General features: G+C 71.7%; 26 protein-coding genes. 14 read left to right on the top strand and 12 right to left on the bottom strand.

What is annotated here, in order from left to right:
* Positions 1-6 precede the first annotated feature (6 nt).
* Together ACZ4VK_RS16620 and ACZ4VK_RS16615 are read right to left on the bottom strand one after the other, a co-directional pair.
* Complete coding sequence (locus ACZ4VK_RS16620) at positions 7-1209, bottom strand: cytidylyltransferase domain-containing protein (RefSeq protein ID WP_468352795.1); 1203 nt, start codon at positions 1207-1209, stop codon at positions 7-9.
* A complete protein-coding gene (locus ACZ4VK_RS16615) occupies positions 1209-2498 on the bottom strand; it encodes a DUF6716 putative glycosyltransferase (RefSeq protein ID WP_468352793.1) in 1290 nt (429 codons plus the stop codon). The genes ACZ4VK_RS16620 and ACZ4VK_RS16615 overlap by 1 nt, the downstream gene beginning before the upstream one ends.
* 219 nt (positions 2499-2717) lie before the next feature.
* Between ACZ4VK_RS16615 and ACZ4VK_RS16610 the strand changes: the two genes are divergently transcribed.
* Together ACZ4VK_RS16610 and ACZ4VK_RS16605 are read left to right on the top strand one after the other, a co-directional pair.
* Complete coding sequence (locus ACZ4VK_RS16610; protein ID WP_468352791.1) at positions 2718-3746, top strand: glycosyltransferase family 2 protein; 1029 nt, start codon at positions 2718-2720, stop codon at positions 3744-3746.
* A complete protein-coding gene (locus ACZ4VK_RS16605) occupies positions 3743-5062 on the top strand; it encodes a polysialyltransferase family glycosyltransferase (protein WP_468352789.1) in 1320 nt (439 codons plus the stop codon). The genes ACZ4VK_RS16610 and ACZ4VK_RS16605 overlap by 4 nt, the downstream gene beginning before the upstream one ends.
* A gap of 55 nt (positions 5063-5117) precedes the next feature.
* Here the strand turns inward: ACZ4VK_RS16605 and ACZ4VK_RS16600 are convergent, their stop codons facing one another.
* Genes ACZ4VK_RS16600 through ACZ4VK_RS16590 form a run of 3 tightly spaced genes read right to left on the bottom strand, consistent with a single transcriptional unit; the run spans position 5118 to position 8282 of the window.
* Complete coding sequence (locus tag ACZ4VK_RS16600; protein WP_468352787.1) at positions 5118-5939, bottom strand: MerR family transcriptional regulator; 822 nt, start codon at positions 5937-5939, stop codon at positions 5118-5120.
* A gap of 37 nt (positions 5940-5976) precedes the next feature.
* Entirely contained in the window at positions 5977-6633 is a 657-nt protein-coding gene (leuE, locus tag ACZ4VK_RS16595; protein WP_468352785.1) for a leucine efflux protein LeuE, read from the bottom strand.
* Between the two features lie 59 nt (positions 6634-6692).
* Entirely contained in the window at positions 6693-8282 is a 1590-nt protein-coding gene (locus tag ACZ4VK_RS16590; RefSeq protein ID WP_468352783.1) for an acyl-CoA mutase large subunit family protein, read from the bottom strand.
* A 204-nt stretch (positions 8283-8486) separates the two neighbouring features.
* Here ACZ4VK_RS16590 and ACZ4VK_RS16585 point away from each other — a divergent pair, with 204 nt between their 5' ends.
* Complete coding sequence (locus tag ACZ4VK_RS16585; RefSeq protein ID WP_468352781.1) at positions 8487-9398, top strand: L,D-transpeptidase family protein; 912 nt, start codon at positions 8487-8489, stop codon at positions 9396-9398.
* 167 nt (positions 9399-9565) lie between these two features.
* Here ACZ4VK_RS16585 and ACZ4VK_RS16580 read toward each other — a convergent pair whose 3' ends face one another.
* Positions 9566-10687 carry a hypothetical protein gene (locus ACZ4VK_RS16580; protein WP_468352779.1) on the bottom strand — a complete coding sequence of 374 codons (1122 nt, stop codon included), beginning with the start codon at positions 10685-10687 and terminating at the stop codon, positions 9566-9568.
* On the bottom strand, positions 10687-11376 hold the full coding sequence (locus tag ACZ4VK_RS16575) for an RNA polymerase sigma factor (RefSeq protein WP_468352777.1): 690 nt from the start codon (positions 11374-11376) through the stop codon (positions 10687-10689). Before ACZ4VK_RS16575 ends, ACZ4VK_RS16580 begins: the two co-directional genes overlap by 1 nt.
* A 431-nt stretch (positions 11377-11807) precedes the next feature.
* Here ACZ4VK_RS16575 and ACZ4VK_RS16570 point away from each other — a divergent pair, with 431 nt between their 5' ends.
* Entirely contained in the window at positions 11808-12545 is a 738-nt protein-coding gene (locus ACZ4VK_RS16570) for a Clp protease N-terminal domain-containing protein (RefSeq protein ID WP_468352775.1), read from the top strand.
* Positions 12546-12559: 14 nt separating this feature from the next.
* Here ACZ4VK_RS16570 and ACZ4VK_RS16565 read toward each other — a convergent pair whose 3' ends face one another.
* From ACZ4VK_RS16565 to ACZ4VK_RS16555, 3 genes are all read right to left on the bottom strand, one after another.
* Positions 12560-13120 carry a hypothetical protein gene (locus ACZ4VK_RS16565; RefSeq protein ID WP_468352773.1) on the bottom strand — a complete coding sequence of 187 codons (561 nt, stop codon included), beginning with the start codon at positions 13118-13120 and terminating at the stop codon, positions 12560-12562.
* 66 nt (positions 13121-13186) lie between these two features.
* On the bottom strand, positions 13187-13825 hold the full coding sequence (locus ACZ4VK_RS16560; protein WP_468352771.1) for a DUF4328 domain-containing protein: 639 nt from the start codon (positions 13823-13825) through the stop codon (positions 13187-13189).
* A gap of 117 nt (positions 13826-13942) precedes the next feature.
* Positions 13943-15565, bottom strand: coding sequence for a beta-N-acetylhexosaminidase (locus tag ACZ4VK_RS16555; RefSeq protein WP_468352769.1), 1623 nt, complete (start codon positions 15563-15565; stop codon positions 13943-13945).
* A gap of 140 nt (positions 15566-15705) precedes the next feature.
* Between ACZ4VK_RS16555 and ACZ4VK_RS16550 the strand changes: the two genes are divergently transcribed.
* The 6 genes from ACZ4VK_RS16550 (at position 15706) to ACZ4VK_RS16525 (ending at position 20553) form a co-directional block, all read left to right on the top strand.
* A complete protein-coding gene (locus ACZ4VK_RS16550) occupies positions 15706-16347 on the top strand; it encodes a 2-oxo-4-hydroxy-4-carboxy-5-ureidoimidazoline decarboxylase (protein WP_468352767.1) in 642 nt (213 codons plus the stop codon).
* Between the two features lie 192 nt (positions 16348-16539).
* The gene (gene sdhC, locus ACZ4VK_RS16545) at positions 16540-16920 is read left to right on the top strand and encodes a succinate dehydrogenase, cytochrome b556 subunit (protein ID WP_073809812.1); all 381 of its coding nucleotides are present in this window, start codon (positions 16540-16542) and stop codon (positions 16918-16920) included.
* Between the two features lie 8 nt (positions 16921-16928).
* On the top strand, positions 16929-17408 hold the full coding sequence (locus ACZ4VK_RS16540) for a succinate dehydrogenase hydrophobic membrane anchor subunit (RefSeq protein WP_468352765.1): 480 nt from the start codon (positions 16929-16931) through the stop codon (positions 17406-17408).
* Between the two features lie 25 nt (positions 17409-17433).
* Positions 17434-19188 carry a succinate dehydrogenase flavoprotein subunit gene (sdhA, locus tag ACZ4VK_RS16535; RefSeq protein WP_468352763.1) on the top strand — a complete coding sequence of 585 codons (1755 nt, stop codon included), beginning with the start codon at positions 17434-17436 and terminating at the stop codon, positions 19186-19188.
* Complete coding sequence (locus tag ACZ4VK_RS16530) at positions 19188-19946, top strand: succinate dehydrogenase iron-sulfur subunit (protein ID WP_015035718.1); 759 nt, start codon at positions 19188-19190, stop codon at positions 19944-19946. The genes sdhA and ACZ4VK_RS16530 overlap by 1 nt, the downstream gene beginning before the upstream one ends.
* Before the next feature lie 82 nt (positions 19947-20028).
* Positions 20029-20553: a hypothetical protein gene (locus tag ACZ4VK_RS16525; protein ID WP_468352760.1), complete on the top strand. Its 525-nt coding sequence runs from the start codon at positions 20029-20031 to the stop codon at positions 20551-20553.
* A gap of 21 nt (positions 20554-20574) precedes the next feature.
* On the opposite strand, the gene ACZ4VK_RS16520 is transcribed toward ACZ4VK_RS16525, so the two are convergent.
* Positions 20575-21159, bottom strand: a complete 585-nt coding sequence (locus ACZ4VK_RS16520) for a MarR family winged helix-turn-helix transcriptional regulator (RefSeq protein WP_468352758.1) — start codon at positions 21157-21159, stop codon at positions 20575-20577.
* An 84-nt stretch (positions 21160-21243) separates the two neighbouring features.
* Between ACZ4VK_RS16520 and ACZ4VK_RS16515 the strand changes: the two genes are divergently transcribed.
* From ACZ4VK_RS16515 to ACZ4VK_RS16500, 4 genes are all read left to right on the top strand, one after another.
* Positions 21244-22548 (top strand): MFS transporter, encoded by a 1305-nt coding sequence (locus tag ACZ4VK_RS16515; protein ID WP_468352756.1) that lies wholly within the window; start codon positions 21244-21246, stop codon positions 22546-22548.
* 67 nt (positions 22549-22615) lie between these two features.
* A complete protein-coding gene (locus ACZ4VK_RS16510; RefSeq protein ID WP_389680779.1) occupies positions 22616-23050 on the top strand; it encodes a hypothetical protein in 435 nt (144 codons plus the stop codon).
* A gap of 36 nt (positions 23051-23086) precedes the next feature.
* A complete protein-coding gene (locus ACZ4VK_RS16505; RefSeq protein WP_468352754.1) occupies positions 23087-23479 on the top strand; it encodes a thiol-disulfide oxidoreductase DCC family protein in 393 nt (130 codons plus the stop codon).
* A gap of 10 nt (positions 23480-23489) precedes the next feature.
* On the top strand, positions 23490-24287 hold the full coding sequence (locus ACZ4VK_RS16500; protein WP_468352752.1) for a TetR/AcrR family transcriptional regulator: 798 nt from the start codon (positions 23490-23492) through the stop codon (positions 24285-24287).
* Here ACZ4VK_RS16500 and ACZ4VK_RS16495 read toward each other — a convergent pair.
* Complete coding sequence (locus ACZ4VK_RS16495; RefSeq protein ID WP_468352750.1) at positions 24274-25827, bottom strand: ABC transporter substrate-binding protein; 1554 nt, start codon at positions 25825-25827, stop codon at positions 24274-24276. The genes ACZ4VK_RS16500 and ACZ4VK_RS16495 overlap by 14 nt on opposite strands.
* Between the last annotated feature and the right edge of the window lie 89 nt (positions 25828-25916).

Here is a 25916-nt window from a genome sequence, read left to right as displayed (position 1 = left end):
CGTTCCTTAGGAGTTGGGGGTGTTGAGCTCGGGTCCGAGGAGCCAGGCGGCGATCTCGCGGATCGCGCCGGAGCCGCCCGGGGTGACGGTGACCGCGCGGGCCGCGGCCCGTACGGAGTCGTGGGCGCTGCTGACCGCGACGGGCCAGCCGACGAGGTGGAAGCAGGGCAGGTCGTTGACGTCGTTTCCGGCGTAGAGGACGCGCTGCGGGTCGATGCCCTCGGCGTCGCACCACTCCTTGAGGGCCCGGTCCTTGCGGTCGATGCCGTGCAGGACGGGGATCTTGAGCTTGCGGGCGCGGGCGGCGACGACGGCGTTCTGCTCGGTGGAGAGGATGAGGACCGGGAGTCCGGCGCGGCGCAGGGCGGCGATGCCGAGGCCGTCGCCACGGTGGGCGGAGACGAACTCCCGGCCCTCCGCGTCGAGATGGACCCGGTCGTCGGTCTGCGTGCCGTCGAAGTCGAGGACCACGGCGTCGATGTCGGCGAAGCCGGGGGTGTCCGGGGTGTCGAGCAGCGGCGCGAGGGCGCGGGCGCGGGCCAGGTCGTGCGGGTCGTCGATCTCCAGGACCCGGGCGGGGTCGGTGACGACGAGCGCGGTACGGCCGAAGAAGCGGTGTGCGTGGGTACGGAAGCCGGCCGCGTCCATGGCGTAGACGGCGCCGGTCTCCAGGTACTCCGGCTCCCGGTCCTGGCGGCGGGGGCGGTGCGCCTTGTCGTGGTTGACGCCGGTGGCGCCCTCCTCGACCGTCTCCCGCCAGAGGAAGCCGTGGGTGGGGGCCGCGGTGAAGGCCGTGTCGGCGGCGCCGGAGGCGACGCGCTCGGCGGTCTCGGCGACCTCGGCGGAGGTGAGGAAGGGGCTCGTGCACTGGACGAGGAGGACCACGTCGGCCGGGCGGCCGTGGGCGGCCTCGAAGGCGTCCATGGCGTGCAGGACCGCGGCCTCGCTGGTGGCGGTGTCGCCCGCGATCTCGGCGGGGCGCCGCACGGCCTCGGCTCCGGCGGCGCGGGCGGCGGCCGCGATGCCGGCGTCGTCGGTGGAGACCAGGACGTGGGTGACGGAGCGGGCGCCGAGGCAGGCACGGACGGCGCGGGTCACCAGGGGGACGCCGGCCACCGGGGCGAGGTTCTTGGCGGGGACACCCTTGGAGCCGCCCCGCGCGGGGATCACGGCGAGCACGGTCGGGGTGCTCGGATTCGTCGTCGGCATCACAGTTCTCCCAGGCGGCGGATGACGGGCGCGACGCGTTGCACGCCGTGGCGGTACGCGCCCCGCGCCGCCTCCCGGACGATCCGGCGGAGGCCGCTCTCGCGGGGCTCCGACGCGGTGACGTCCAGGCGGTGGCGGGCGAGGATCCCCGGCAGGTAGCCGGGGGCCGTCTCCGCGGTGTAGTAGGGGGTGATCGGGGGCAGCGCGGGCAGCGCCAGGAGCTCGGTGACCCGGTCGCGGGCCGCGTCGAAGGCCGCCTCGTACGGGCTGTCGGACGCCACGCCCTGCCGGGCGAGCCAGGTCTCGTCGGGCGTCGGCGCGAGCCCCTTGTCGAGCGCGTCGAAGGAGGCGAGCAGGCCGGAGCCGACGAAGTGGTGGTTGCCGAGCGCCTCGCGGACCCCGAGGTCGGTGAGGATCGCCGTCGGGATCCGGCGGTGGAGCGCTTCGAGGGCGGCCGTGGAGGAGACGGTGACCAGGAGGTCGGTCCGGTCGAGGACCTCGCCCATGTGCCCGTACACGAGCCGGAAGTTGGCGGGCGGGTCGAGCTCGCGGACCAGCTTCTGGAACGGGAACTCCTCCAGGTGCGTGGTGTGTTCGCCCGGCTTGGAGCGGAGCTTGAGCAGCACCTCGCGCCCCGGGTGGAGGCGGGCGTGCCCGATGAGGCGCCGCAGGACGTAGGCGCGCTCGGCCCGGGTCGCCGGTACGGAGGGCTGGGCGGCGAAGACCAGGGTGTCGCGGCCGTCCTCGGGGGCGTACGGGGCGCCGCCGAGGAAGGGCAGCGCGGCCTCGACGACCGCGTCGGCTCCGGCGCCCACTCCCTCGTACACGGCGCGGAAGCGCTCGGCGTCGTGGAGCGAGTTGGCGAGGACGACGTCCGCGCCGTGGCGCAGCAGCAGGCCGTCGGTGAGCTTCTCGTAGACGACGCCGACGTAACCGGTGACGATCACGGGGCGCCGGTCCAGGTCCAGATCGGCCAGGCCCTGGAGGACGGCCCTGACGGTGCCGCCGACGAGGGCGAGCACGAGGACGTCGTACCCCTCGCCGCGCGTCTCCGCGTCCCGTACCGCGCGCAGGAACTCCGCGCCCGTCACCTCGCGCGGGGTGGCCGTGGACACCCCGGTCTCGGCGAGCTGGCGGGAGGTGGGCGTCGCCCGTCCGCGCAGGACGAATCCGGTGGGTTCGGCGGTCGCCGTGGTGATGCGGCGCGCGGTGAGGGCGCCCCATTTCCACCGGGTGTCGGAGTCGGCGAGTACGGCGACCCGTACCGCTTCTCTGGTACTTGCTTGCACGCCGAGGACGCTAGAAGGGCATTCCGCTTTCCGGCCCAACTGGGCCACAACAAACGGTGAACAGAGCCTCTCCGCCCGCTGAAGTGGGTCGGGAACCGGACGTGAGGGGGCCGGATTCGCCTGCCGGTAAAGGCGGTTAATCGGCCCGCCGCCTGGTGTTCACCGAATCGCTGCCCACCGGTCGGGGGGAATGCCGGGGCGGCGCCTAGCGTCGGCCGCGTGGTCAAGCTCTCCGTCGTCGTGCCGTTCTTCAACGTGCAGACATACGCCCCCGACACCCTCATGAGCCTGCGGGCCAACGCCCGGGAGGACTTCGAGTTCCTGCTCGTCGACGACTGCTCGTCGGACGGGACCCCGGAGCTCCTCGAACGGGCCGCGCGCGAGATCCCGGGTGCCGTCCTGATCAGGCACGCGCACAACGAGGGTCTCGCCACGGCCCGGAACACCGGGCTCGACGCCGCCCGCGGCGAGTACCTCACCTTCCTCGACGGGGACGACTGGCTCGCCCCCGGCTACTACTCCCGCCTGGTCGCCGCCGCCGAGGACCTCGGCTGCGACTTCCTGCGCACCGACCACGTCTCCGTCACCGGCAGGAACCGCGGCATCCGCCGGGTGCCGGTCCCCCGGCGCGGCGAGGCGCTGAACCCGCGGGACGCGATCCTTCCGGCGCACCGGACGACCTCCGTGGACTACCCCTACGCCTGGGCGGGGATCTACCACCGGCGGCTCCTGGACCGCGGCCTTCTGCACTTCCCGCACGGTCTGCGGACGGCCGAGGACCGGCCGTGGATCTGGCGACTGCACCGGGAGGCGGAATCGTTCGCCGCGATCGGTGAACTCGGCGTCTTCTACCGGCGGGGAGTGGCGACGTCGCTCACCCAGATCGGCGATGTACGGCAATTGGATTTCATTCGCGCTTTCGACCAGGTGATCGAGGAGACCGCGAAGGATTCGGACGCGGATCTCCTTCTTCCGAAGGCCGTCCGCACCTATTGCGCGGTCATCTCCCATCACATGGGTTCGATCGGCCGATTCGAGCCGGAGGTGGCGCGTCAATTGAAGGCGATGAGCGCGGGGGCGCTGCGGCGGATGCCGCAGGGGGTCCTCGACGAGGCCCTGACGGCGATGGGCGGGGACCGCGCGACGATGCTGCGCAAGCTGCGCCGCCGGCGTCCGGCACCACCGCCGGCCCCCGGCGCGGGCCCGGGCGCCGGAACCGGCCAGGCCGTCGCGGAGGTGGCCGCGTGAGCACCCGCCGGACCACCCAGATCTTCTGCGCCTCCACCCTCTACGGGGCGGTGACGCTCGCCGCCGCCCTGGACAGCGGCCGCTTCGGCAGCGCCGACCGCCGGATCCTCCTCGTCACCAACAACGCGGCCGTGCCGGAGACCACCCCGGCCCTCGACGAGGCCGAGGGCTTCGACCGGCTGCGCGGCCGCTTCGACTCCGTCCTCTCCTGGAACGAGACGATCTCCCCGCTCCACCCGGGCGGCTGGACCCCGCGCCCGAGCGATCTGCCGATGCTCCAGCGCCATCTGCGGAAGCTCTGGAGCCTCGGCGACGACCGCGTCGAACTCGCCCTGGAATCGCTCCAGGTGACGCCCGCCCTCGCCATCGCCCAGCTGCTGCCCGAGGCGCCGATCACCGTGTACGCGGACGGGCTCATGAGCTACGGCCCGACCCGTAACAAGATCGACCCGCTGATCGGCGGGCGCGTCGGCCGGCTGCTCCACCTGGACCTCGTCCCCGGGCTCGCGCCGCTGCTGCTCGCCGAGTTCGGGGCGGTGCCGGAGGCCGTACCGACGGAGGCGTTCACCAAAGTCGTCGAGGAGCTGGCCGGTGGCCCCGCCGCGTCCGGGGACGGGCCCGCGCTGCTGCTCGGCCAGTACCTGGCGGCGCTCAACCTGCTGACGGCCGCCGAGGAGGAGGAGCTGCACCTGCGGATGGTCAGGGGCGCGGTCGCCCTGGGCCACCGGCGGCTCGTGTTCAAGCCGCACCCGACGGCCCCCGACGCCTGGTCGCGGACGCTGGTGCGCGCGGCGGAGGCGCTCGGTGCGGAGCTGACGGTCGAGGACCGGCCGGTGCTCGCCGAGGTCCTCTACGGCGAGCTGCGGCCCGCGCTCGTCGTCGGCTGCTTCTCCACGGCGCTGCTGACCGCACAAACCTTCTACGGGCTGCCGGTCGCCCGGGTCGGCACGGGCACACTGCTCGAACGGCTCACCCCGTTCCAGAACAGCAACCGCATCCCGCTCACGGTCGTGGACGCCGTCGTGCCGCCCCTGGAGGAAGGGGAGCCCGGTGACGCCGGGGTGGTCGCTCCGGAGCAGCTGAACGACCTGGTCGCGGCGGTCGGCTTCGCGATGCAGCCGAAGATACGGCCGGAGCTGCGGGAGTCGGCGGTACGGCATCTGTCGGGGCCGCTCGCCGAGCGCACCCGGCACCACTTCACCCGCCGCCGCCTCACCGTCCTCGACCTGCCCGGCGGCCTGCCGATCCCCCGCCACCCGAAGGTCCGCCGTCTCGCCCGGCGCGCGCTGCGGCTGCGCAAGGCGCTGAAGAGGTAGCGGGCACGGGCCCGGGCCCCGTGCGGGGGTCCCGGGCCCGCAGGCGCGTGCGCGCTCAGGCGCGGGTGATCGCCTCCTGGATCTCCGTCACCCATCGCGACCGGTCCTCCGGGCACTCCAGGTACAGCTCGCGGGCATGGCGCAGCGAGCGGTAGCCGTTGGCCTCGATCCAGAGGGCGAGGGTCTGGGCGGTCGGCAGGACGGTGTCCATCGAGCCACGGTGGACGACGGTCGCCGCCTCCTCGATGCCGGGCAGGACGTGCACCTCGACGCCCTCCACGACCGTGCCCTCGGGGACGGTCATGGCGGCGTGCACGACGACCGAGCCGTCGCCCCTGCCCGCGTCCTCGTAGAAGGCGATCCCGGGGCCGAATCCGGTGAGCCCGGCCGCTTCGAGCCGGCCGCACAGCTCGTCGTACAGGGGTCCGATGACCGGGCCGATGTCGTGGGGGCCGAAGCTCGCGGCGACCGCGCTCAGCTCGGCGACGCGCACGGCGGGGATCTTCTTGACGACGACGTCCTGGGTGGACATGCGTCCCTCGCTCTCGATGGCTCGGAGCCGCGCGCCGACCTGGGCGAGCCGGGCCCGCGCCTCCGCCAGGGCCGCTTCGAGCTCGGCCTGGCGCAGTCGCAGCATGCCCCGCAGCTCCTCCGCGTCGATCGTGTCGTCGAGGATCGTCCCCACCTGTTCGAGGGTGAAGCCGAGGTCCTTGAGCGCGATGACGCGGTTGAGCCGGGCGAGCTGGTCCGCCGTGTAGTGGCGGTAGCCGCTGTGCGGGTCGACGTGGGCCGGGCGCAGCAGTCCGATGGCGTCGTAGTGACGCAGCATGCGGACCGACACCCGCCCGTGCCGGGCGAAGTCTCCGATGGTGAACATGACGCCCCCTACGGAAGGACCTCACACGGTGTGAGGGTCAAGCGGCGCTGCTGAGGGAGAGCTTCGCGGCGAAGCCGAGGAAGAGGGCTCCGGCGGCGGAGGTCGCGCCCGCCGAGAGCCGCCTGCGGCGGCGGAACGTCGCGGCGAGCCGGGTCCCGCCGAAGATCAGCATCGTGAGGTAGAGGAAGCTGCCGATCTCGAGCAGGGTGCCGAGGACCAGGAAGGAGAGGGCCGGGTAGGCGTACGCGGGGTCCACGAACTGCACGAAGAAGGAGATGAGGAAGAGGATCGCCTTCGGGTTGAAGAGGCTGATGACGAGGGCCCTGCGGTACGGGTTCTCCCCCGTCGCCGTCCGGTCCCGCTCCGGCTCCTCGGTCACCGTCTCCGCGCGCGACCGCCACATCGCCCAGGCCGCCCGCAGCATCCCGTACGCCATCCAGGCCAGGTAGCCCGCGCCCGCGTACTTGACGATCGTGAAGAGCAGGGGCGTGGTCTGGAGCAGCGAGGCGGCGCCGAGCGCGGCAAGGGTCATCAGGACGGCGTCGCCGGTGAAGACGCCGGCGGCGGCCTTGTACCCGGTCCGGGTGCCCTTGCGGGCGGCGACGGACAGCACGTACAGCGAGTTCGGCCCCGGCAGAAGGATGATGAGGACGAGGCCCACGAGGTAGGTCGGAAGATCGGTGACACCCAGCATGAGGCGGATCCTCGCACACGGGTACGACGATCCGCCTCGGGGTTCCGCATGCCGGAAGTTCAGAAGGCGTCGGTCGGGACGTACGTGCCCCAGACCTCCCGCAGCGCGCCGCAGACCTCGCCGACCGTGGCCCGGGCCTTGAGGGCGTCCTTCATCGGGTACAGGACGTTGGCTGTGCCCGCGTCGCTCCCCGCCGCCTTCTTGAGGGCGGCGAGCGCCGCGTCCACGGCCGCCTGGTCGCGCTCGGCGCGGAGCCTCGCGAGCCGCTCGGCCTGCTGGGCCTCGATTGCCGGGTCGACGCGCAGCGGCTCGTAGGGCTCCTCGACGTCGATCGTGTAGCGGTTGACGCCGACGACGACTCGCTCGCCGCTGTCGGTCTCCTGGGCGATCCGGTAGGCGGAGCGCTCGATCTCGCCCTTCTGGAAGCCGTGCTCGATCGCGGCGACCGCGCCGCCCATCTCCTCGACCCGGTCCATCAGCTCCAGGGCCGCGGCCTCGACGTCGTCGGTCATCTTCTCGACCACGTACGAGCCGGCGAAGGGGTCGACGGTGGCGGTGACGTCCGTCTCGTAGGCGAGGACCTGCTGGGTGCGCAGGGCGAGGCGGGCGGACTTGTCCGTCGGCAGGGCGATGGCCTCGTCGAAGGAGTTGGTGTGCAGCGACTGCGTGCCGCCGAGGACGGCCGCGAGGCCCTGTACGGCGACGCGCACGAGGTTGACCTCGGGCTGCTGGGCGGTGAGCTGGACGCCGGCGGTCTGGGTGTGGAAGCGGAGCATCAGCGACTTGGGGTTCGAAGCGCCGAACTCCTCCTTCATGACCCGCGCCCAGATCCGGCGGGCCGCCCGGAACTTGGCGACCTCCTCCAGGATCGTCGTGCGGGCCACGAAGAAGAAGGAGAGCCGGGGCGCGAAGTCGTCGACGTCCATGCCGGCGGCGACGGCGGTCCGTACGTACTCGATGCCGTCGGCGAGGGTGAAGGCGATCTCCTGCGCGGGCGAGGCACCGGCCTCGGCCATGTGGTAGCCGGAGATCGAGATGGTGTTCCACTTCGGGATCTCGGCCCGGCAGTACTTGAAGATGTCGGCGATCAGCCGCAGCGAGGGCTTCGGCGGGAAGATGTACGTGCCGCGGGCGATGTACTCCTTGAGCACGTCGTTCTGGATCGTGCCGGTCAGCCGGTCCGCCGGCACGCCCTGCTCCTCGCCGACGAGCTGGTAGAGCAGGAGGAGGAGCGCGCCGGGGGCGTTGATGGTCATCGACGTGGAGACCTTGTCGAGCGGGATCCCGTCGAACAGGATCCGCATGTCGTCGATCGAGTCGATCGCGACGCCGACCTTGCCGACCTCGCCGTGCGCGAGGGGCGCGTCGGAGTCGTGCCCCATCTGGGTCGGCAGGTCGAAGGCGACGGAGAGGCCCGTCGTGCCGTGGGCGATGAGCTCCTTGTAGCGGGCGTTGGACTCGACGGCGGTGCCGAAGCCCGCGTACTGGCGCATGGTCCAGGGCCGGCCGGTGTACATCGAGGGGTACACGCCCCGGGTGAAGGGGTACGCGCCGGGTTCGCCCAGCTTCTCCGCGGGATCCCACCCGTCAAGGGCGTCCGGTCCGTAGACCGGTTCGATGGGCAGCCCCGACTCCGACTCGCGCGCCATGCGTTGTGCCTCCCGATAGATGTGCCGGCTGGTCACTCAGCGGTACCGACCTTCGCGACGGACTGTAGCGGCGGCCGTCCCGGGCGGTGGAGAGCAGCACGCTGGGACCTTCCTCACAGCATGCGCGGTCCGTGGTCGGGGTGCGCAACCGCACACGCGCGGAAAGCATCCCTACGTACACACGACACGTCCCGGGGGGCAATGATGAAGCGGTCTACTTCCGTCATACGCAGAGCGGTACTGGCAGCGGCCTCGGTGGCCCTCGCCACCGCCTGTACGGCCCAGGCGGCCGGCTCGGGGGGTTCGGCGAGCCCGACGAAGGCGCCGACGACGGCCGCGCCCGCGCCGACCGCTACCCCGACCGGGGACGGCAAGGCGCCGTCCCCGTCCGCCACGCCGACCACGGAGGCGCCGAGCACCGGGACGACACCGACCACCGAAGCGTCGACCACGGGGCCCGCGCCGACCACGGAGGCGCCGAGCCCCGAGGTCATGATGCGTGACGGGGACGAGAGCGAGCAGGTCCGCGAGCTCCAGGCGCGGCTGCGGCAGCTCGGTCACTTCGACCGTGCCCCCACCGGTTTCTACGGGACGATGACGGCCGGTGCGGTCAAGGCGTTCCAGAAGAAGCAGGGTCTGGAGCGGACGGACTGGGTCGACGAGGCGACCTGGGGGAAGCTGCTCGGCGCGAGCCGGAAGCCGACGGCCGACGAGCTGAAGCCGTCGACCACCAACAAGCTGGACACCCCCGACGCCCGGTGCATGACCGGCCGGGTGCTCTGCATCAGCAAGGAGAGCCGGACCCTCGCCTGGATGATCGACGGCAAGGTGGTCTCGGCGATGGACGTCCGCTTCGGCTCGGAGAACACCCCGACCAGGGAGGGCACGTTCAGCGTGGGCTGGAAGGCCCGCGAGTGGACGTCGACGATCTACCACACGCCCATGCCGTACGCGATGTTCTTCAGCGGCGGCCAGGCGGTGCACTACTCGTCGGACTTCGCGGCCCGCGGCTACAACGGGGCCTCGCACGGCTGCGTCAACGTCCGGGACCGGGCGAAGCTCGCGGCCCTCTTCGACCAGGTGAAGGTCGGCGACAAGGTCGTCGTCCACTGGTGAACCAGGAGGGAGACCGGGAGGGAAGAGAGAGGGCGCGGGTGGGACCGGGGGAACGTGTCCCACCCGCGCCGGGTGCGCGGAGCCGTAGGTACGGGGGGAACCCCGGCTCGCCGCGCGGCCGATGACCAGTCGGCACATTCCATACTGCGCCGACGGGCCGAGAAGTGTTACACCGCGAGCGGAACGCGTGCGGTGACGGTGATTCCGAGGGGCTGCGCGACGGAGAGCCGGACGGAGTCCGCCGCCGTCCTGGCGGTGTCACGGCGGTCCGTGCCGCCGCCTCCGGCGGGGCTGTCGCCGGAGCCCCCGCGCTTGTCGTCCGGTGCGCGGTCGCGCGGCCGGTCGCCGTTCTTGGCGTCGCCTTCGGGGTCTTCCTTGGAATCGCCCGGGGAGTCGTCCTTGGTGCTGTCCTCGGGCGTGCCCGTGGCGCCGCCGAGGATCCGGTCGCAGTAGCGGCGCAGGGTCTCGCCGCCGCGCAGGCCGTTCGTGAGCTGCTTCCGGCCGGTGGCGTCGAGCCTTCCCGACCGGTACTCCCGGCAGGCCTTGACGGCCTGCGCCAGGGAGGGCGCCGTCCCCGGGGTCCCTTCCGTGGCGCCGGGGCTCTTGCCCGTACCGCCCGGGGGCGTTGCCGGGCCGGCCGTGGTCCTGCCCGGCCGCGGAGTGCCGGGGGTGCCCGTTCCGGCTCCGTCCGGGGTTCCGGTGGGCGGTGCGACGGTGCCGGCGGAGGGGGTCACGCCCGGCGTGGGTTCGCCGTCGGCGCCCGGTTCCGTCGGGGGCGCCTCGGGGTCCTCGCGTATGCCGGGCTCCTTCGAGACGAGCGGGTCGGCCGTCTCCCCCGCCGTGACGGAGCTGGCGGGCGCCGGACCGACCAGCGGCAGCACACCTGTTCCAGCGGCTACGGCGACCCCTCCGACGGTGACGGCGGCGACCGCGGCGGCGAGTCCGAACCGTACGGAACGGCCCCAGCGGCGCGCCGGAGCGGTGGCCGGCGCGAGCCGCACCCGGCCGAGGTCGGCGTGGACGGTACGGGCGGGCGCTCCGGTCACCTCGGGGGCGCGGACGGCGGCGCGACCGGCGGTGGCCTGCCGGAAGGCGGCGAGCGCGGCCGCCTCACCCGGCAGTTCGCCGCGCCCGTCCAGGGGTGCGGCGGGGGTACGGGCCGCTTCGAGTGCCACGGCGAGGCGCTCGGCCTCCGCGCGCGCGTGGTCGTCGACGGCGTCGACCGGCTCGCCGCGGAGCAGCCGCTCCGCGGCCTCCTGGTCGAGCCACTGGTACCGCTCGTCGGCCATCACATGTCCTTCTGCGTACGGGGACGTGATTGCGTCACACCGCGGGGCGGCACGGACCCCGGGAGGCGCCCGCGTTGCGGAGGCACACCGTCCAGCGCGGCGACGGCCTCGGCGGCGCCGTCCGCCCCGTCCGTGTCACCGTCCGCGCCGAGGAGTTCCGCCAGCTTCTTCAAGCCACGGTGGGCCGCCGTGCGGACGGCGCCGGGGCGTTTCCCCAGCGTGTCGGCGGCGCTCTTGGCGTCGAGGCCGACGACGACGCGCAGGACGACGGCCTCGGCCTGGTCCTGCGGAAGCTGGGCGATCAGCCGCATGGTGTGACCGGTGGCGAGGGCCTCCAGGGCTTCGCCCGCGGTGTCGGAGGCGGCGGGGCGCTCGGTGAGTTCGGCCTCGTCGGCGCCGGCGGCGGGGCGCCTGCCGCGCATCCGTATGTGGTCGAGGGCGCGGTTGCGGGCGATCCGGGCGGCCCAGCCGCGGAACCGGTCCGCGTCACCGTCGAAACGGTCGAGGTCACGGGCGATCTGCAGCCAGGACTCCGAGGCGACGTCCTCCGCGTCGGAGTCGCCGACCAGTGTGCGTATGTAGCCGAGCAACCGTGGATGCACGGCGCGGTACACAGCACGGAAGGCGTTCTCGTCCCCGTCCTGCGCAGCGAGCACCGCGGCCGTCAGCTCCGCGTCGTCCCCCAGCACTCCCCAAACCCTGTTCGTCGGTCGCGTCGTCGCTTCATCGCGGCTGGTCACCACCGCCACGCGCTGCCTCGCGCACCTGCACGCTACGTCGTGTCGCGGCGCCGCGTCCACGCGATCCGGGGTCTTTGTGCAACTTGCAACCTTCGGACGACGGCGTACGAGGAGCGTGCGGGGGCGCGGTCGCACGCGGGCGCGCGGGGCGGTGTGACAGAAAACGCACCCTCGGCGCTGAAGGTAGTACGGAGCCGTGCTGCGGCTCCGTGGATGACGACCGGGGCCTCTCCTGTGGGGGGTGGCGGCCCCGGTCGTCTCCCATTTTCCGGGCCCTTTCCGGCACTTTTCGCACGCTCTTCCCGCCCGGGGAGCGGTGCGCCCTCTTCACTGTCAACCGATGGTTGACAGTGAAGGAGTGTCAACCTAGGGTTGCACTCATGACGAATCCAGTCGTTCCGAACGTTCCCGTCCGTCTCGACGAACTCATCGAAGCGATCAAGAAGGTCCACCCCGACGCCCTGGAGCAGCTCTCCGGCGCGGTCATCGCGGCGGACCACCTCGGCGACGTCGCCGACCACCTCATCGGCCACTTCGTGGACCAGGCCCGGCGCTCCGGTGCCTCCTGGACCGACATCGGCCGCAGCATGGGCGTCACCCGCCAGGCGGCCCAGAAGCGTTTCGTCCCCAAGGAGCCGGACGCGGAGAAGGCGGACCCGAACGCCGGGTTCAACCGCTTCACCCCCCGCGCCCGGAACGTGGTGATGGCCTCCCAGAACGAGGCCACGGCCGTCGGCAACGCCGAGATCACCCCCGCCCACCTCGCGCTCGGCCTGCTCGCCGAACCCGAGGGGATCGCGGCGTACTGGATCACCTCCCAGGGCGTGACCCTCGACCAGGTCCGCGAGGCCGCCGCCGCGACCCTGCCGCCGGCCGTCGACGAGCCGCCCGCCCTCGTCCCGTACGACGCGGCGGCGAAGAAGGTCCTGGAGCTGACGTTCCGCGAGGCCCTGCGCCTCGGCCACAACTACGTCGGCACCGAGCACATCCTGCTCGCGCTGCTCGAGCACGAGGACGGCGCGGGCGTGCTCACCGGTCTGGGGCTCGACAAGGCCACGGCGGAGCGTCAGATCGCCGAGACCATCGCCTCGGCGACCATCGAGGCGCCCGAGTCCTGACCTGACCGGCTCCCTCAGGCGGTGCGGGCCCGGCGCGAGACGACCGCGCGCAGCACCCGGCCGCCCTCGACGGAGAGTTCACGGGCCCGGCGCAGACCGGTCGGGCCGTGGGCGACCGTTTCGAGGACGGCCTGCTGGCGGCGGAGCTCACCGGCGAGCAGCGGGCCCGCGCCGTCCGCGTCCCCGGCCCGGCAGCGCTCGACGAGGCCGTCGGTGACCTCGGCGGCGTCGTACCGGCCGTGCAGGGCGAGGGCGGTGGCCGAGCAGGCGTGGGCCCAGGCGCGGAGGTCGCCGGCGGTCCAGGCCGCCGGTGCGGCGGCCAGCATCCCGCGTACGGCCCCGGCGTCCTCCGTGGCGTCGGCGTCCAGTTCGACCCGGGCCTTGGCGACGGCCTCGCCCCAGGCGCTCCCGTCGCCGCGCGCGACGGCCGCCCACACGGGCCGCAGGGCGTCGCCGCGGTCGGCGGCGATCAGCGGGAGACAGCGGTCGAGGCAGGCGAGACCGGCCGCGGCCAGCCCTCGCTCGTCGGCCCCGTCGATCAGTTCCAGCAGGCTCCGGCCGTTCCCCGACGTCATGGACGCCTCCTCGCCACCCGATGCGGACGCAGTACTTCCCCTACTGCGCCGAGGGGCGCTTTTTCGTCACTGCGCGGCCGGAATCATGCCAGTGGCCTTGGCGTGCTGCATAGAGGTCAGACGCCGGACGAAGAGGATGGCGAGGACGGCGGCGGTGATGTCGAGGACGTAGCCCCCGAGGGACCAGGAGGACGCCGTGACGTACGCCTCGGGAGTGTCGGCCGTCTTGTAGAGCTGCGAGGCGATCCTGTCCACGATCATGTCGGCGGCCCAGAAGAGCCACCAGCTGTTGAGCAGCAGCAGCTCGCGGGCTCCGTCGGCGCCGTACGGCCGCCAGCGGCTGGCGCGCCAGATGTCGGCGGCGATCCCGCGCGGGATCCACAGGTTGGCGAGGGGGATGAACCAGCCGCCGATGGCCCAGCCGGGCTTCCGGCCCTGCAGGTCACCGGCCCAGACCTCGGCGTTCTTCCGCAGGCGGTGGAACCAGACTATGAAGACGATCCCGGTCGCCACGTACAGCGTGAACGCCATGCTGTATGCCACGTTCAGGTCGACAACGCCGAACACGGCCGGGTCGAAGAAGTCCGTGGCGACGTCGGTGAAAAGGAAGCGGAGCTCGATCCCGCCGAGCAGCAGATCGAAGGCGATGTTGCCGGCGAGCAGAGCGATGACGGCATACGAAAGCCCGTTCGGATTGCGGAGCATGGGTGTGCGTGTCCCCCCAGGGATGTGCGGCGCCCCTCCCCGAGGTGCCGGCGGCGGCCGAGTGGCCGCCGCCGGGGGAACGTACGCGACCCGGAGCGGTCGCGTCCATGGCGAATGTCAGCGCACCCTCGCCGCCAGGCCCCGGAACTGGTCCCAGGTCAGGGGCGGTTTCGCCGGGTCCCAGACCTTCTGGGCCAGGGCTGTCAGCGGCATCCGGATGCCCTCCGCCACCTGCGCCTGGGTCTGCGCGCGGGACAGATCGCACCAGACCGCGAAGCGGGCGCCGAGGATCTGGGAGTCGTACCGGGCGGGGACCGGCGTCGTGCCGCGCAGGACGAGCGGCGTCCACTGCTCGTAGATGCGGCGGCCCGTGGGGTACGTGAACTGGTTCGGCTCGCCGAGGACGTAGTAGAGGTACTCGTCGTTGAGGTTCACGACCTTCCGGCCCTCGGCCAGGTACTCGGCCGGCGGCCGGGCGCCGATCTCCTTGCCGGTCCAGTACTCGACCTCGACGCGCTGGTCGGCGCTGACGACCCCGCCCCGGAAGAACCCGTCGTTCCAGGCCTTCGCCACCTTGCCCGTGCCGCGCACCACCGCCGCGCGGTCGTTCAGCCAGCCCTCCGCCAGGTCCTGGACGCCGGCCTGGGGCCCGTACCTCTGCCGGGCCGCCGTGGCGAGCTGCGGATAGGAGGTGGACGGGCTGCGGACGGTCAGCGCCTGGTACTCGTCGGCGCCGACGTGGAACCAGCCGCCGGGGAAGAGCGCGGCGTACTCGCGCAGCAGCTCGTCGACGAGCCGCGCGGAGGCGGGCTTGGAGATGTCGATGGCGCCCTGCCGCGGGACCCCCTGGACGTTGCGGAGCTGGAGGTCCGGGTGGGCGCGCAGGACGGCGCCGAGGTGTCCCGGCGAGTCGATCTCGGGCACGACGGTGATGTGCAGGGTCCGCGCGAGGGCGAGGATCCGGCGCACCTCGGCCTTGGTGAGGTGCTCGGCCGAGACGACCTCGGGGTGGGTGTCCGAGGCGATCCGGAAGCCCTGGTCGTCGGAGAAGTGCAGACCGAACTGGTTGAGCTTGAGGTCGGCCATCTCGCGCAGCCGGGCCTCGATCCACTCGGCGGTGAAGAACTTGCGGGCGATGTCGAGGTTCAGTCCGCGCTGGGGCTTCGCGGGGGCGTCGGTGACGGTGCCCTCGGGCATCGCGCCCGAGCCCTTCACCGACTGCTTGAGGGTGCGGGTGCCGTAGAACACGCCGGCCTCGTCGGGGCCGCTGATCCGGACCCGGTCGTCCCGGACGGTGAGGGTGTACGACTCGGGGGCGCCCTTCGCCCCGAGGGCCAGCTCGACGTCTCCGGGCCCGGCGGCGACGGCGCCGCGGTACGGGATGCCGAGCTCCCCGGCGAGGAGCCTGCCCTCGTCGGCGAGGCCCGCGCTGTTCGCGGCGACGACGACCCCGCCCGTCGGCGCGGGCTTCCAGCCGGGGCCCCGGGCGGCCTCGTGGTCGCGGACCGCGGGGACGGTGCGGGGCGCGGTGGAGAGCGGGTAGGTCCGGGTCGGCGTGGGTGTCGGGCTGGGCTGGACGCTGGTGGGCGCCGCGCTCGCGGACGTGCCGCCGGTCGGCGCGGAGGGGGGCGTGGGCGCTCCGGACGGAGATCCGTTGGAACAGGCCGTCACGGTGACCAGGGTCACCGCGGTCGCCAGGAACGCGTGGCCCCGGAGGGACCCTCGTATGGAGTACCGCATGATTCGGAATCCTCCCGTACGGCGGGCGGTCCGGCCAATCGGGGGAACAGAACCCGATCATCCGTCACTTGTTCCGAAACTCTCCCTTCCGGGTGAAATTCGCGCATCCGTCGGACACTTCCCCCGTACCGTCGATAACGTTGCGTCACGTCCACCCCACCCGTCCCGGAGTACCGGAGCCCACGCTGACCAGCGACACCCATCTCCCCTGCCGGAAGCCGGGCTCCGCGGACACGCCTGCCACTCCCGCCATACCCGCCCAGAACAAGGGCCCGGCGGACCGGGGCCCGCGCGGGCCCCGCGGACTCACCGGGTTCAACGCCGCCACGCCCGCCGAGGCCGAGGCGCTGCTGCTCTCCTGCTGCCACAGCCGCCGTTGGGCCGAACGGGTGGCGGCGCACCGCCCGTACCCGACCGTGGACGCCCTGCTCGCCGCCGCCGACGAGGCCGGGTACGACCTGTCCCGCGCCGACCTGGACGAGGCCCTGGCCGCCGAGTCCTCCGCCCCGCCCCATCCGGACGCCCCGCCGGCCGCCCGGACGGCGCTGCGGGCCGCCCACGCCGCGTACGAGAGCAGCTTCGGGCACGCGTTCGTGATCAGTCTCGACGGAGTGAGCCCCGGGGAGCGGCTCGACCAGGTTTTGGCAGGCATCCGGTCACGTCTCGGCAACGAACCGGAGGAGGAAAGGGTCGTCGCGGCCGAGGAACTGAGGCGGCTGGCCCGCGCCCGGCTGGCCTTCCGGCTCTCCGAGGTGCTCACATCCCGACACACCGGACCGTGATTACGTCCGGAATGGGGCGATTCCGGCTCCCGCGATAGCCCGTCCGTGCCTCTTTGATCACACCTATGGACCCCGCGCGAGCGAACCGACAAGTCGTCGCTACGATGACCGGGGCCGGAGGACCGTACCCGGCCGGGTCAGACCGACAGAGAAGCCGGCCGACCCTGATCCCCGCTCCCGGAGGGTTTTTCCGTGCCGGCTGGAACGCTGTACCGCGGCCGGGAAGGAATGTGGAGCTGGGTGGCTCATCGAGTCACCGGCGTCCTCATCTTCTTCTTCCTGTTCGTACACGTGCTGGACACCGCTCTCGTCCGCGTCTCCCCCGAGGCGTACGACGAGGTCGTCGCGACCTACAAGACGCCGATCGTCGCTCTTCTGGAGTACGGCCTCGTCGCAGCCATCCTCTTCCACGCGCTGAACGGCCTCCGGGTCATCGCCGTGGACTTCTGGTCCAAGGGCCCGCGCTACCAGAAGCAGATGCTCTGGACCGTCGTGGGCATCTGGGTCGTCCTGATGGCGGGCTCGCTGTACCCCATCCTCGGCCACGCCGCACGTGAACTGTTCGGGAGCTGACGCCAGACATGTCTGCTGACACCACCTCCGCCACGATCGGTCCCGTCGAGGGCGGCGCCCACTACGACGTGGACAACCCGGCCCCGTACATCGAGGCCCCCCGCAAGCGCACCGGCAAGACGCCGAAGGCGACCCGCGGCAACTTCGAGATGGCCGCGTGGCTCTTCATGCGCCTCTCGGGCATCGTCCTGGTCGTCCTGGTCCTCGGCCACCTGCTGATCCAGCTCTTCCTCGACGGCGGCGTCTCCAAGATCGGCTTCGCCTTCGTGGCCGGCCGCTGGGCGTCCCCGTTCTGGCAGGTCTGGGACCTGCTGATGCTCTGGCTCGCCATGTTGCACGGCGCCAACGGCCTCCGTACCGTCATCAACGACTACGCGGAGCGGGCCAACACGCGCCTGTGGCTCAAGGGCCTGCTGTACACCGCCACGGTGTTCACCATCCTTCTGGGCACGCTGGTGATCTTCACCTTCGACCCGAACATCCGCTAGGCACGGGGCTGAGGTAATCCACGTCATGAAGATCCACAAGTACGACACCGTCATCGTCGGCGCCGGTGGCGCCGGCATGCGCGCCGCCATCGAGTCGACGAAGCGCAGCCGCACCGCCGTCCTGACGAAGCTCTACCCCACCCGCTCCCACACGGGCGCCGCGCAGGGCGGCATGGCCGCCGCGCTCGCCAACGTGGAGGAGGACAACTGGGAGTGGCACACCTTCGACACGGTCAAGGGCGGTGACTACCTGGTCGACCAGGACGCCGCCGAGATCCTGGCGAAGGAGGCCATCGACGCCGTCCTCGACCTGGAGAAGATGGGCCTGCCGTTCAACCGGACCCCGGACGGCACCATCGACCAGCGCCGCTTCGGCGGTCACTCCCGCAACCACGGCGAGGCCCCGGTCCGCCGGTCCTGCTACGCCGCGGACCGCACCGGCCACATGATCCTCCAGACGCTGTACCAGAACTGCGTCAAGGAGGGCGTGGAGTTCTTCAACGAGTTCTACGTCCTCGACCAGCTCCTGGTCGAGGAGGACGGCGTCAAGAAGTCGGCCGGCGTGGTCGCGTACGAGCTCGCCACCGGCGAGATCCACGTGTTCCAGGCGAAGTCCGTCATCTACGCGTCCGGCGGCACCGGCAAGTTCTTCAAGGTGACCTCCAACGCGCACACGCTGACGGGTGACGGCCAGGCGGCCTGCTTCCGGCGCGGTCTGCCGCTGGAGGACATGGAGTTCTTCCAGTTCCACCCGACGGGCATCTGGCGCATGGGCATCCTGCTGACGGAGGGCGCCCGCGGTGAGGGCGGCATCCTCCGCAACAAGGACGGCGAGCGCTTCATGGAGAAGTACGCGCCGGTCATGAAGGACCTCGCGTCCCGTGACGTCGTCTCCCGCTCCATCTACACGGAGATCCGCGAGGGCCGCGGCTGCGGTCCCGAGGGCGACCACGTCTTCCTCGACCTGACGCACCTTCCGCCGGAGCAGCTCGACGCCAAGCTCCCGGACATCACCGAGTTCGCCCGTACGTACCTCGGCATCGAGCCGTACACGGACCCGATCCCGATCCAGCCCACCGCGCACTACGCCATGGGCGGCATCCCGACCAACGTCGAGGGTGAGGTCCTCGCGGACAACACCACCGTCGTCCCGGGCCTGTACGCGGCCGGCGAGGTCGCCTGCGTGTCGGTGCACGGCGCCAACCGCCTCGGCACCAACTCGCTGCTCGACATCAACGTCTTCGGCAAGCGCTCCGGCATCGCCGCCGCCGAGTACTCCGCCAAGCACGACTTCGTCGAGCTGCCGGAGAACCCGGAGTCCCTCGTCGTCGCGCAGATCGAGAAGCTGCGCAACTCCACGGGCAACGAGCGGGTCGCCGACCTGCGCCGTGAGCTCCAGGAGACGATGGACGCCAACGTGATGGTGTTCCGCACGGAGCAGACCATCAAGACGGCCGTCGAGAAGATCGCCGAACTGCGCGAGCGCTACGAGAACGTGTCCATCCAGGACAAGGGCAAGCGCTTCAACACGGACCTCCTTGAGGCCATGGAGCTGGGCAACCTGCTCGAACTGGCCGAGGTCATGGCCGTCTCGGCCCTGGCGCGCAAGGAGTCCCGCGGCGGTCACTACCGCGAGGACTACCCCAACCGCGACGACGTCAACTTCATGCGCCACACCATGGCGTACCGCGAGGTCGGCGAGGACGGCTCCGAGACCGTCCGTCTCGACTACAAGCCGGTCGTCCAGACCCGCTACCAGCCGATGGAGCGTAAGTACTGATGGCTACTCCCGTACTGGACAAGGTGGAGAAGGACTCCGCCGCCTCCCCGTACATCACGGTCACGATGCGGATCCGCCGCTTCAACCCCGAGGTGTCGGACGCGTCGGTCTGGGAGGACTTCCAGATCGAGATCGACCCGAAGGAGCGTGTGCTCGACGCCCTCCACAAGATCAAGTGGGACGTCGACGGCACGCTGACCTTCCGCCGCTCGTGCGCGCACGGCATCTGCGGCTCGGACGCGATGCGGATCAACGGCAAGAACAGGCTCGCCTGCAAGACGCTGATCAAGGACATCAACCCCGAGAAGCCGATCACGGTCGAGGCCATCAAGGGCCTGACGGTGCTGAAGGACCTTGTCGTCGACATGGAGCCCTTCTTCCAGGCGTACCGGGACGTCATGCCGTTCCTGGTCACCAAGGGCAACGAGCCGACGCGCGAGCGTCTGCAGTCCGCCGAGGACCGCGAGCGCTTCGACGACACCACCAAGTGCATCCTGTGCGCCGCGTGCACGTCGTCCTGCCCGGTCTTCTGGAACGACGGCCAGTACTTCGGTCCGGCCGCGATCGTCAACGCGCACCGCTTCATCTTCGACTCGCGTGACGAGGCGGGCGAGCAGCGCCTGGAGATCCTGAACGACAAGGACGGCGTGTGGCGCTGCCGCACGACGTTCAACTGCACCGACGCGTGCCCGCGTGGCATCGAGGTCACCAAGGCCATCCAGGAAGTGAAGCGCGCGCTGATCACGCGTCGTTTCTGACTCCTCGTTCGGCCGTCGAGGCCCGCTTCTGTACGCTGCGGCGTGCAGGAGCGGGCTTTTTCTTTCTGGAGGACGGGGACTCATGAGCGAGCCGAACCCTTACAAGTCGGAGTCGGAGGGGTACGAGTGGGGCCCCGGGCAGCAGGCGGGGACGCCGGGCTACGGGTACCCGCAGACTCCGGCGTACCAGCCGACGCTCCCCGAGGGAGTGCCGCTGCCGGTGCCGCCGCAGCAGCCCGCGTACCCGCCGGTGCCGACGGGAGGCGCCCCGCTGCTGTCGCTGGGGGACATCACCGTCGTCGGTGACCAGATCCTCACACCGGCCGGCCCGATGCCCCTGAAGGGCGCCGTGTGGAACGCGATGGACATGTCGCGGACCGAGGAGAAGATGCCCACGGTCGCGATCGTGCTCGCGGTCATCTTCTTCATCTTCTGCCTGCTCGGGCTGCTCTTCCTGCTGATGAAGGAGAAGCAGACGACCGGCTTCATCCAGGTCACGGTGACCAGCGGCGGCAAGCACCACTCGACGATGATCCCGGCGCGGGGCCCGGACACCATCCACTGGGTGATGGGTCAGATCAACTACGCGCGGTCGCTCAGCATGTGAGTGCCGGCCGGCCCGTCGGCGTCAGCCGTGCCAGGAGGTGCGGACGGGCTCAGCGGACTCCGCCTCGACCATGACCCGGCGCAGCATGTCGTTGAGGAGGGACCGCTCCTCGGGGGTGAGGACGCCGAGCAGCCGGTACTCCTCGTGGCCGAGGACGTCCATCGCGCCGAGCCAGGTCTCGCGGCCGGCGGCGGTGAGTTCGACGACGACCCGGCGCCGGTCGGTCGTGGACTGGGTGCGGCGGACGAAGCCGCGCTTCTCCAGGGCGTCGAGGCGGCCCGAGACGGACGCGGGGGCCAGGTCGAGGTCCTGCGCGAGCTCGGAGGGGGCGGCGCTGCCGCCGCGCCCGGCGATCTTGTGGAGCGTGTCGAACTCGTGGCGCTCCAGGTCGAAGTCGACGAGGGACTGCTCCCTGACCCGGCGGAGGTGGACGGAGAGCTTCTTCATCCGGGTGACGGCGCCTTCGACGACGGGGTCGAGGGCGGGCAGGACGGGCTGCCAGCGGGCGACGTGCCCGTCGGTCCAGTCGCGCGGTACGCCTGCCGCGCCCGGCTCGCTCGGGGGGCCCGGCTCGCTCGGAGTACGCGGTTCCTCGGGGTGCTCCATGGGGCGATCGTACGTCGGTGAGGCGAGAACCTCCCGAGATATAGTTCGTTGACGAATTATTCGGTACCGAAATAGCCTCGGTCCATGACCGCTGCCGCCACCACGGCCACCCCGCCCGCCCCTCACCCCCTCCGCACCCGCTCCTTCCGCCTCCTCTTCGCCGGCCGCACCCTCTCCCTCCTGGGCGATGCCGCCATCCCCGCCGCCCTCGCCCTCGCCGTCCTCGAAGCCACCGGCTCCACCTCGGCGCTCGCCCTGGTCCTCGCCTGCGCGATGGTCCCCAAACTGCTCCTGCTGCCGCTCGGCGGCGTCGTCGGCGACCGCTTCGACGCCCGCACGGTCGCGCTCACCACGGATCTCGTACGGTGCGCCACCCAGCTCGTCGTCGGCGTCCAGCTCCTCGGCGGCGCCCCGAGCCTCGCCGTCCTCGCGGTGGCCGAGGCCCTCGGCGGCGCCGCCGGGGCCTTCGCGATGCCGACCGTCTCGCCCCTGGTCAAGGGCACGGTGCCCCTGGACGCCCTGCACCGCGCCAACGCGGCCATGGGGGTCGCCCAGAGCGCCACCCGGCTCGGCGGACCGGCGCTCGCGGGCGCCCTCGTCCTGACCGTCGGCCCCGGCTGGGCGTTCGTCCTGGACGCGGCCACCTTCGCCCTCAGCGCCCTGCTCCTGACGGCCGTACGGGTGGAGCGGGTACCGATCCCGCGCCGCTCGTTCCGCGCCGATCTGGTGGAGGGCTGGCAGGAGGTCCGCTCCCGGGACTGGTACTGGACGAGCCTGATCGGCCACAGCGCCTGGAACGGCGCCGCGGCCGTCCTGATGACCCTCGGTCCCGCCGTCGCCGTGCAGCGGCTCGGCGGCGGCGCCACCTGGGTCGCCCTGCTCCAGGTCGGCGCCGTGGGCTTCCTGCTCGGCGCGCTGCTCGCCGGCCGGGCCAGGCCGCGGCGCCCCGTCCTGACCGCGAACCTCGGGCTCGCCACGTACGCCCTGCCGCTGGTCCTCCTCGCGGTCGCCGCGCCCGCGCCGCTGACGATCGCGGCCTACGGCCTCGCGCAGGCGGGGCTCGGCTTCCTCTCCCCCGTGTGGCAGACCGCCGTCCAGCGGGCGGTGCCCGCCCACGCGCTCGCCCGGGTCACCTCGTACGACTGGCTGCTCTCGCTCGCCGCGATGCCCCTGGGGTACGCCCTCGCCCCGCTCGCGGCCGCCGCCTGGGGTCCCGAAGTGCCCCTCCTCGCCGCCGCGCTCACGGTCGGCGGCTGCTGCCTGGGGACGGCGCTCGTGCCGGGGGTGCGGAGGTTCGGGACGGGGAGCCGGGCGGAGGGCGGCGAGCAGACCGCCGCGAGGTCGGGGAGCCGGGCGGAGGAGGGCGATCAGGCCTCCCCCAGGACTTGAACACGTTCAAAGAGAGGTCTACAGTCATGACTGCCAGCTTTTGAACGCGTTCAAGGGAGGGTGGGGCATGGACCTCACTGTCATCGCGTACATCGTCTACCTGCTGATCAGCGTCGCCCTGACCGTCTGGGTCGCGCGCACGCTCAGCCGCAACGGAAGGATCTTCCTCGCGGACGTCCTCCACGGGAACGAGAAGCTCGCCGAGGCGGTCAACCACCTCCTGGTGGTCGGCTTCTACCTCGTCAACTTCGGTTTCGTGGCCCTCTATCTGAGCCAGGACGAAGCCGTCCTCGACGCCCGCGCGCTCTTCGAGGCGCTCTCCGTGAAGCTCGGGGTCGTCCTGCTCGTCCTCGGCGTGATGCACCTCGGGAACGTCTACGTCCTGAACAAGATCCGCCGCCGCGGCGTCATGGAGCGCGAACAGGTGCCGCCGGTCGGCCCGCAGGGCTGGACCACCGCCCCCAAGGCCGGCCCCTGGGCCCCGCCCGCACCCCAGGGCTGACCCGCCGTGCCGGCCCCGACCGTGCCGACGACCCCCGTGGGACGTCTGACCGTGCTCTACGACGCCGACTGCCCGCTCTGCGTGCACCTCAGGCACTGGCTGCTGCGCCAGCGGCAGCTCGTCCCGTTCGACCTCGTACCGGCCGGGTCGCAGGAGGCCAGGCGCCGCTTCCCGGACCTCGACCACACCGCCACCCTGCGGGAGATCACCGTGGTCGGGGACCGGGGCCAGGTCTACCGGGAGACCTCCGCCTGGATCGTCTGCCTCTGGGCGCTCGCCGAACACCGGCCCAGGGCCCACTGGCTCGCCACCCCCACGGGGCAGCCCTTCGCCCGGATGACCGTCCTCGCGGCGGCCAAGTGGCGCGAGGCCCTCAAGGGACCGGCCTGCGAGGACGGGCACTGCGAGCTGCCCGGTCCGCCCGGCTAGGCTCGGCCCCGTGAAGGACGTGACGGAAGAGAAGAAGACCGACGGGAAGCCGGCCGCCGAGAAGCAGGACGGCGACAAGAAGGCCCCGAAGAGCGAACAGACCCGCACCCTCATCCTCGAAACCGCGCTCCGGCTGTTCAGGGAGCGCGGTTACGACAAGACGACGATGCGGGCCATCGCCCAGGAGGCCGGGGTCTCCGTCGGCAACGCGTACTACTACTTCTCCTCCAAGGAGCACCTCGTCCAGGGCTTCTACGACCGGATCGCCGAGGAGCACCAGGCGGCCGTCGAGCCCATCCTGAGCGGCGGCGAGAAGGACCTCACGGCCCGGATCCGGGGGGTCTACCTCGGCTGGCTGGACATCGCGGAGCCGTACCACGAGTTCGCGGCCCAGTTCTTCAAGAACGCCGCCGACCCGGACAGCCCGCTCAGCCCGTTCTCGCCCGAGTCGGAGGGCCCGCGCGAGGCGGCGATCGAGGTGCACCGCCGGGTCATCTCCGGCGCCTCGGTGAAGGTCGACCCGGAACTGTCCGAGGCGCTCCCGCAGTTGCTCTGGCTCCAGCAGATGGGCCTGGTGCTGTTCTGGGTGTACGACCGCTCGGAGGGCGCCGCCAACAGCCGCCGCCTGGTGGAGCGGCTCGCGCCGGTCACCGCCCGGGCGATCTCGCTCTCCCGCTTCCGCATCCTCCGCCCGCTCGTCAAGGAGACGCACGAGCTGCTCGCGGACTTCATGCCGACGGCGGCCGGGATGGCGGCGTCGGGGAAGCCCAAGAAGAGGGCCCCGCAGACACCCCCTAGATCCAGCTGAGCTCCCACAGCCGCCAGATGCCCGTGCCGTCCGTCAGGTACTGGGAGCCGGCGACCGCCTCCGTGGCGAGGACGTAGTCCTTCTTCTGCCACAGCGGGACGAGCGGGACGTCCGCGGCGACCTCGCTCTGGATCTCCTTGAAGTCGGTGGCCGCCCGCGAGCGGTCGCTGAACTGCTGCGTCGAGGCGATCAGCGTGTCGATCCGCTTGCTGGAGAACCCGTTGTGCAGGGTGTTCCCGGTGCCGACGAGCGGTGCGGTGAAGCTGTCGGAGTCGGGGAAGTCGGGGAGCCAGCCGACGGTGTACGCGTCGTAGGTGCCCTTCGCGTACGCCTTCTGGAAGTCCGTCCACGCGACCTCGACGGTCTCGACCTCGAAGAGGCCGGTCCCCTCGAGCTGCCGCTTGATCTCGGCGGTCTCCGCCGCGTAGGTGGCGTCCTTGCGGTAGCCGAAGGTGAACTTCACCGGGGTCGCGACCCCGGCCGCCTCCAGGAGCCGCTTCGCCTTCGTGGCGCTCGGCGCCGGGTCGGCGTCGTAGAAGGCCGTGCTGTGCCCCAGGAAGCCCTGCGGGATCAGGGAGTACAGCGGCTCGACCGTGCCCTTGTAGGCGCCCGTGGTGATCGCCGGGCGGTCGAGGACGGCGGCGACGGCCTGCCGTACGGCCTTGTCGGCCATCGGCGAGCCCGGCCTGACGTTGAAGTTGAGGTTGCGGATCTCGGCGCTCTCCGCCTCGGTGACCCGCGTCCCGTCCTTGGTGTCCAGGTTCGCGATGAACTCCGGCGGGAGCTGCCGGTGCGTCACCACGACGTCCTTCGCCTTCCAGGCGGCGGCGAGCTCCGCCGACTGGGCGAAGTACTTCACGAGGACCGGGCCGCCGGTCCTGGTGACGGCGCCCCGGTAGTTCTCGTTCCGCTCCAGGAGCGCGGACTCGCCCTCCTTGTACTCCTTGAGGACGTACGGCCCCGAGCCGTCCACCGCGAAGCCCTCGCGCAGCCTGTCGGCCGGGTACTGGTCCTTGTCGACGATCGAACCGGCGCCGGTGGCCACCTTCAGCGGGAACGTGGCGTCCCGGCCGCTCAGATGGAAGGTGACGGTACGGCCCGCGGCCGAGACGCTCCTCAGGGTCGGGAAGAGGGCCTTCGGGCCGACGTCCGTCTTGATGCGCAGCATCCGCTCGAAGGAGTACTTCACGTCCTCGACGGTCACCTTGCGCCCGTGGGAGAAGGTGAGGTCGTCGCGGAGCGTGCACTGGTACGTCGTGAGCTTGGCGCCCGCGAACCTGCAGCTCTCCGCCGCGTCCGGCACGGGGGTCGTGGACCCCGGCTTGAACGTGAGCAGAGACTGGAAGACGTTGCTGTACAGGGCCCAGGAACCGGCGTCGTACGCGCCGGCCGGGTCGAGTGAAGTGACCGCGTCGGTCGTGCCGACCGTGATCGGATCGGTCCGGCCGCCGTCGGAGGGCAGGAGTTGCCAGCCCCCCGCTCCGGCGGCCACCAGTACTCCACAGGTGATGAGGATCCGCAGACGGACCGTCGACCGCATTGCCGTGCTTCCTTTTTTCGTCCACCCCAGCTGCGACGGCCCCCGGAACGTCGCGATCGCGGTCATCCCATCACACGCTTTTCACAAGT

The sequence above is a fragment of the Streptomyces sp. NPDC028711 genome (assembly GCF_055565415.1).
Note: the sequence above shows the minus strand (reverse complement) of the source record. Positions and strands in the feature narration are given on the sequence as shown.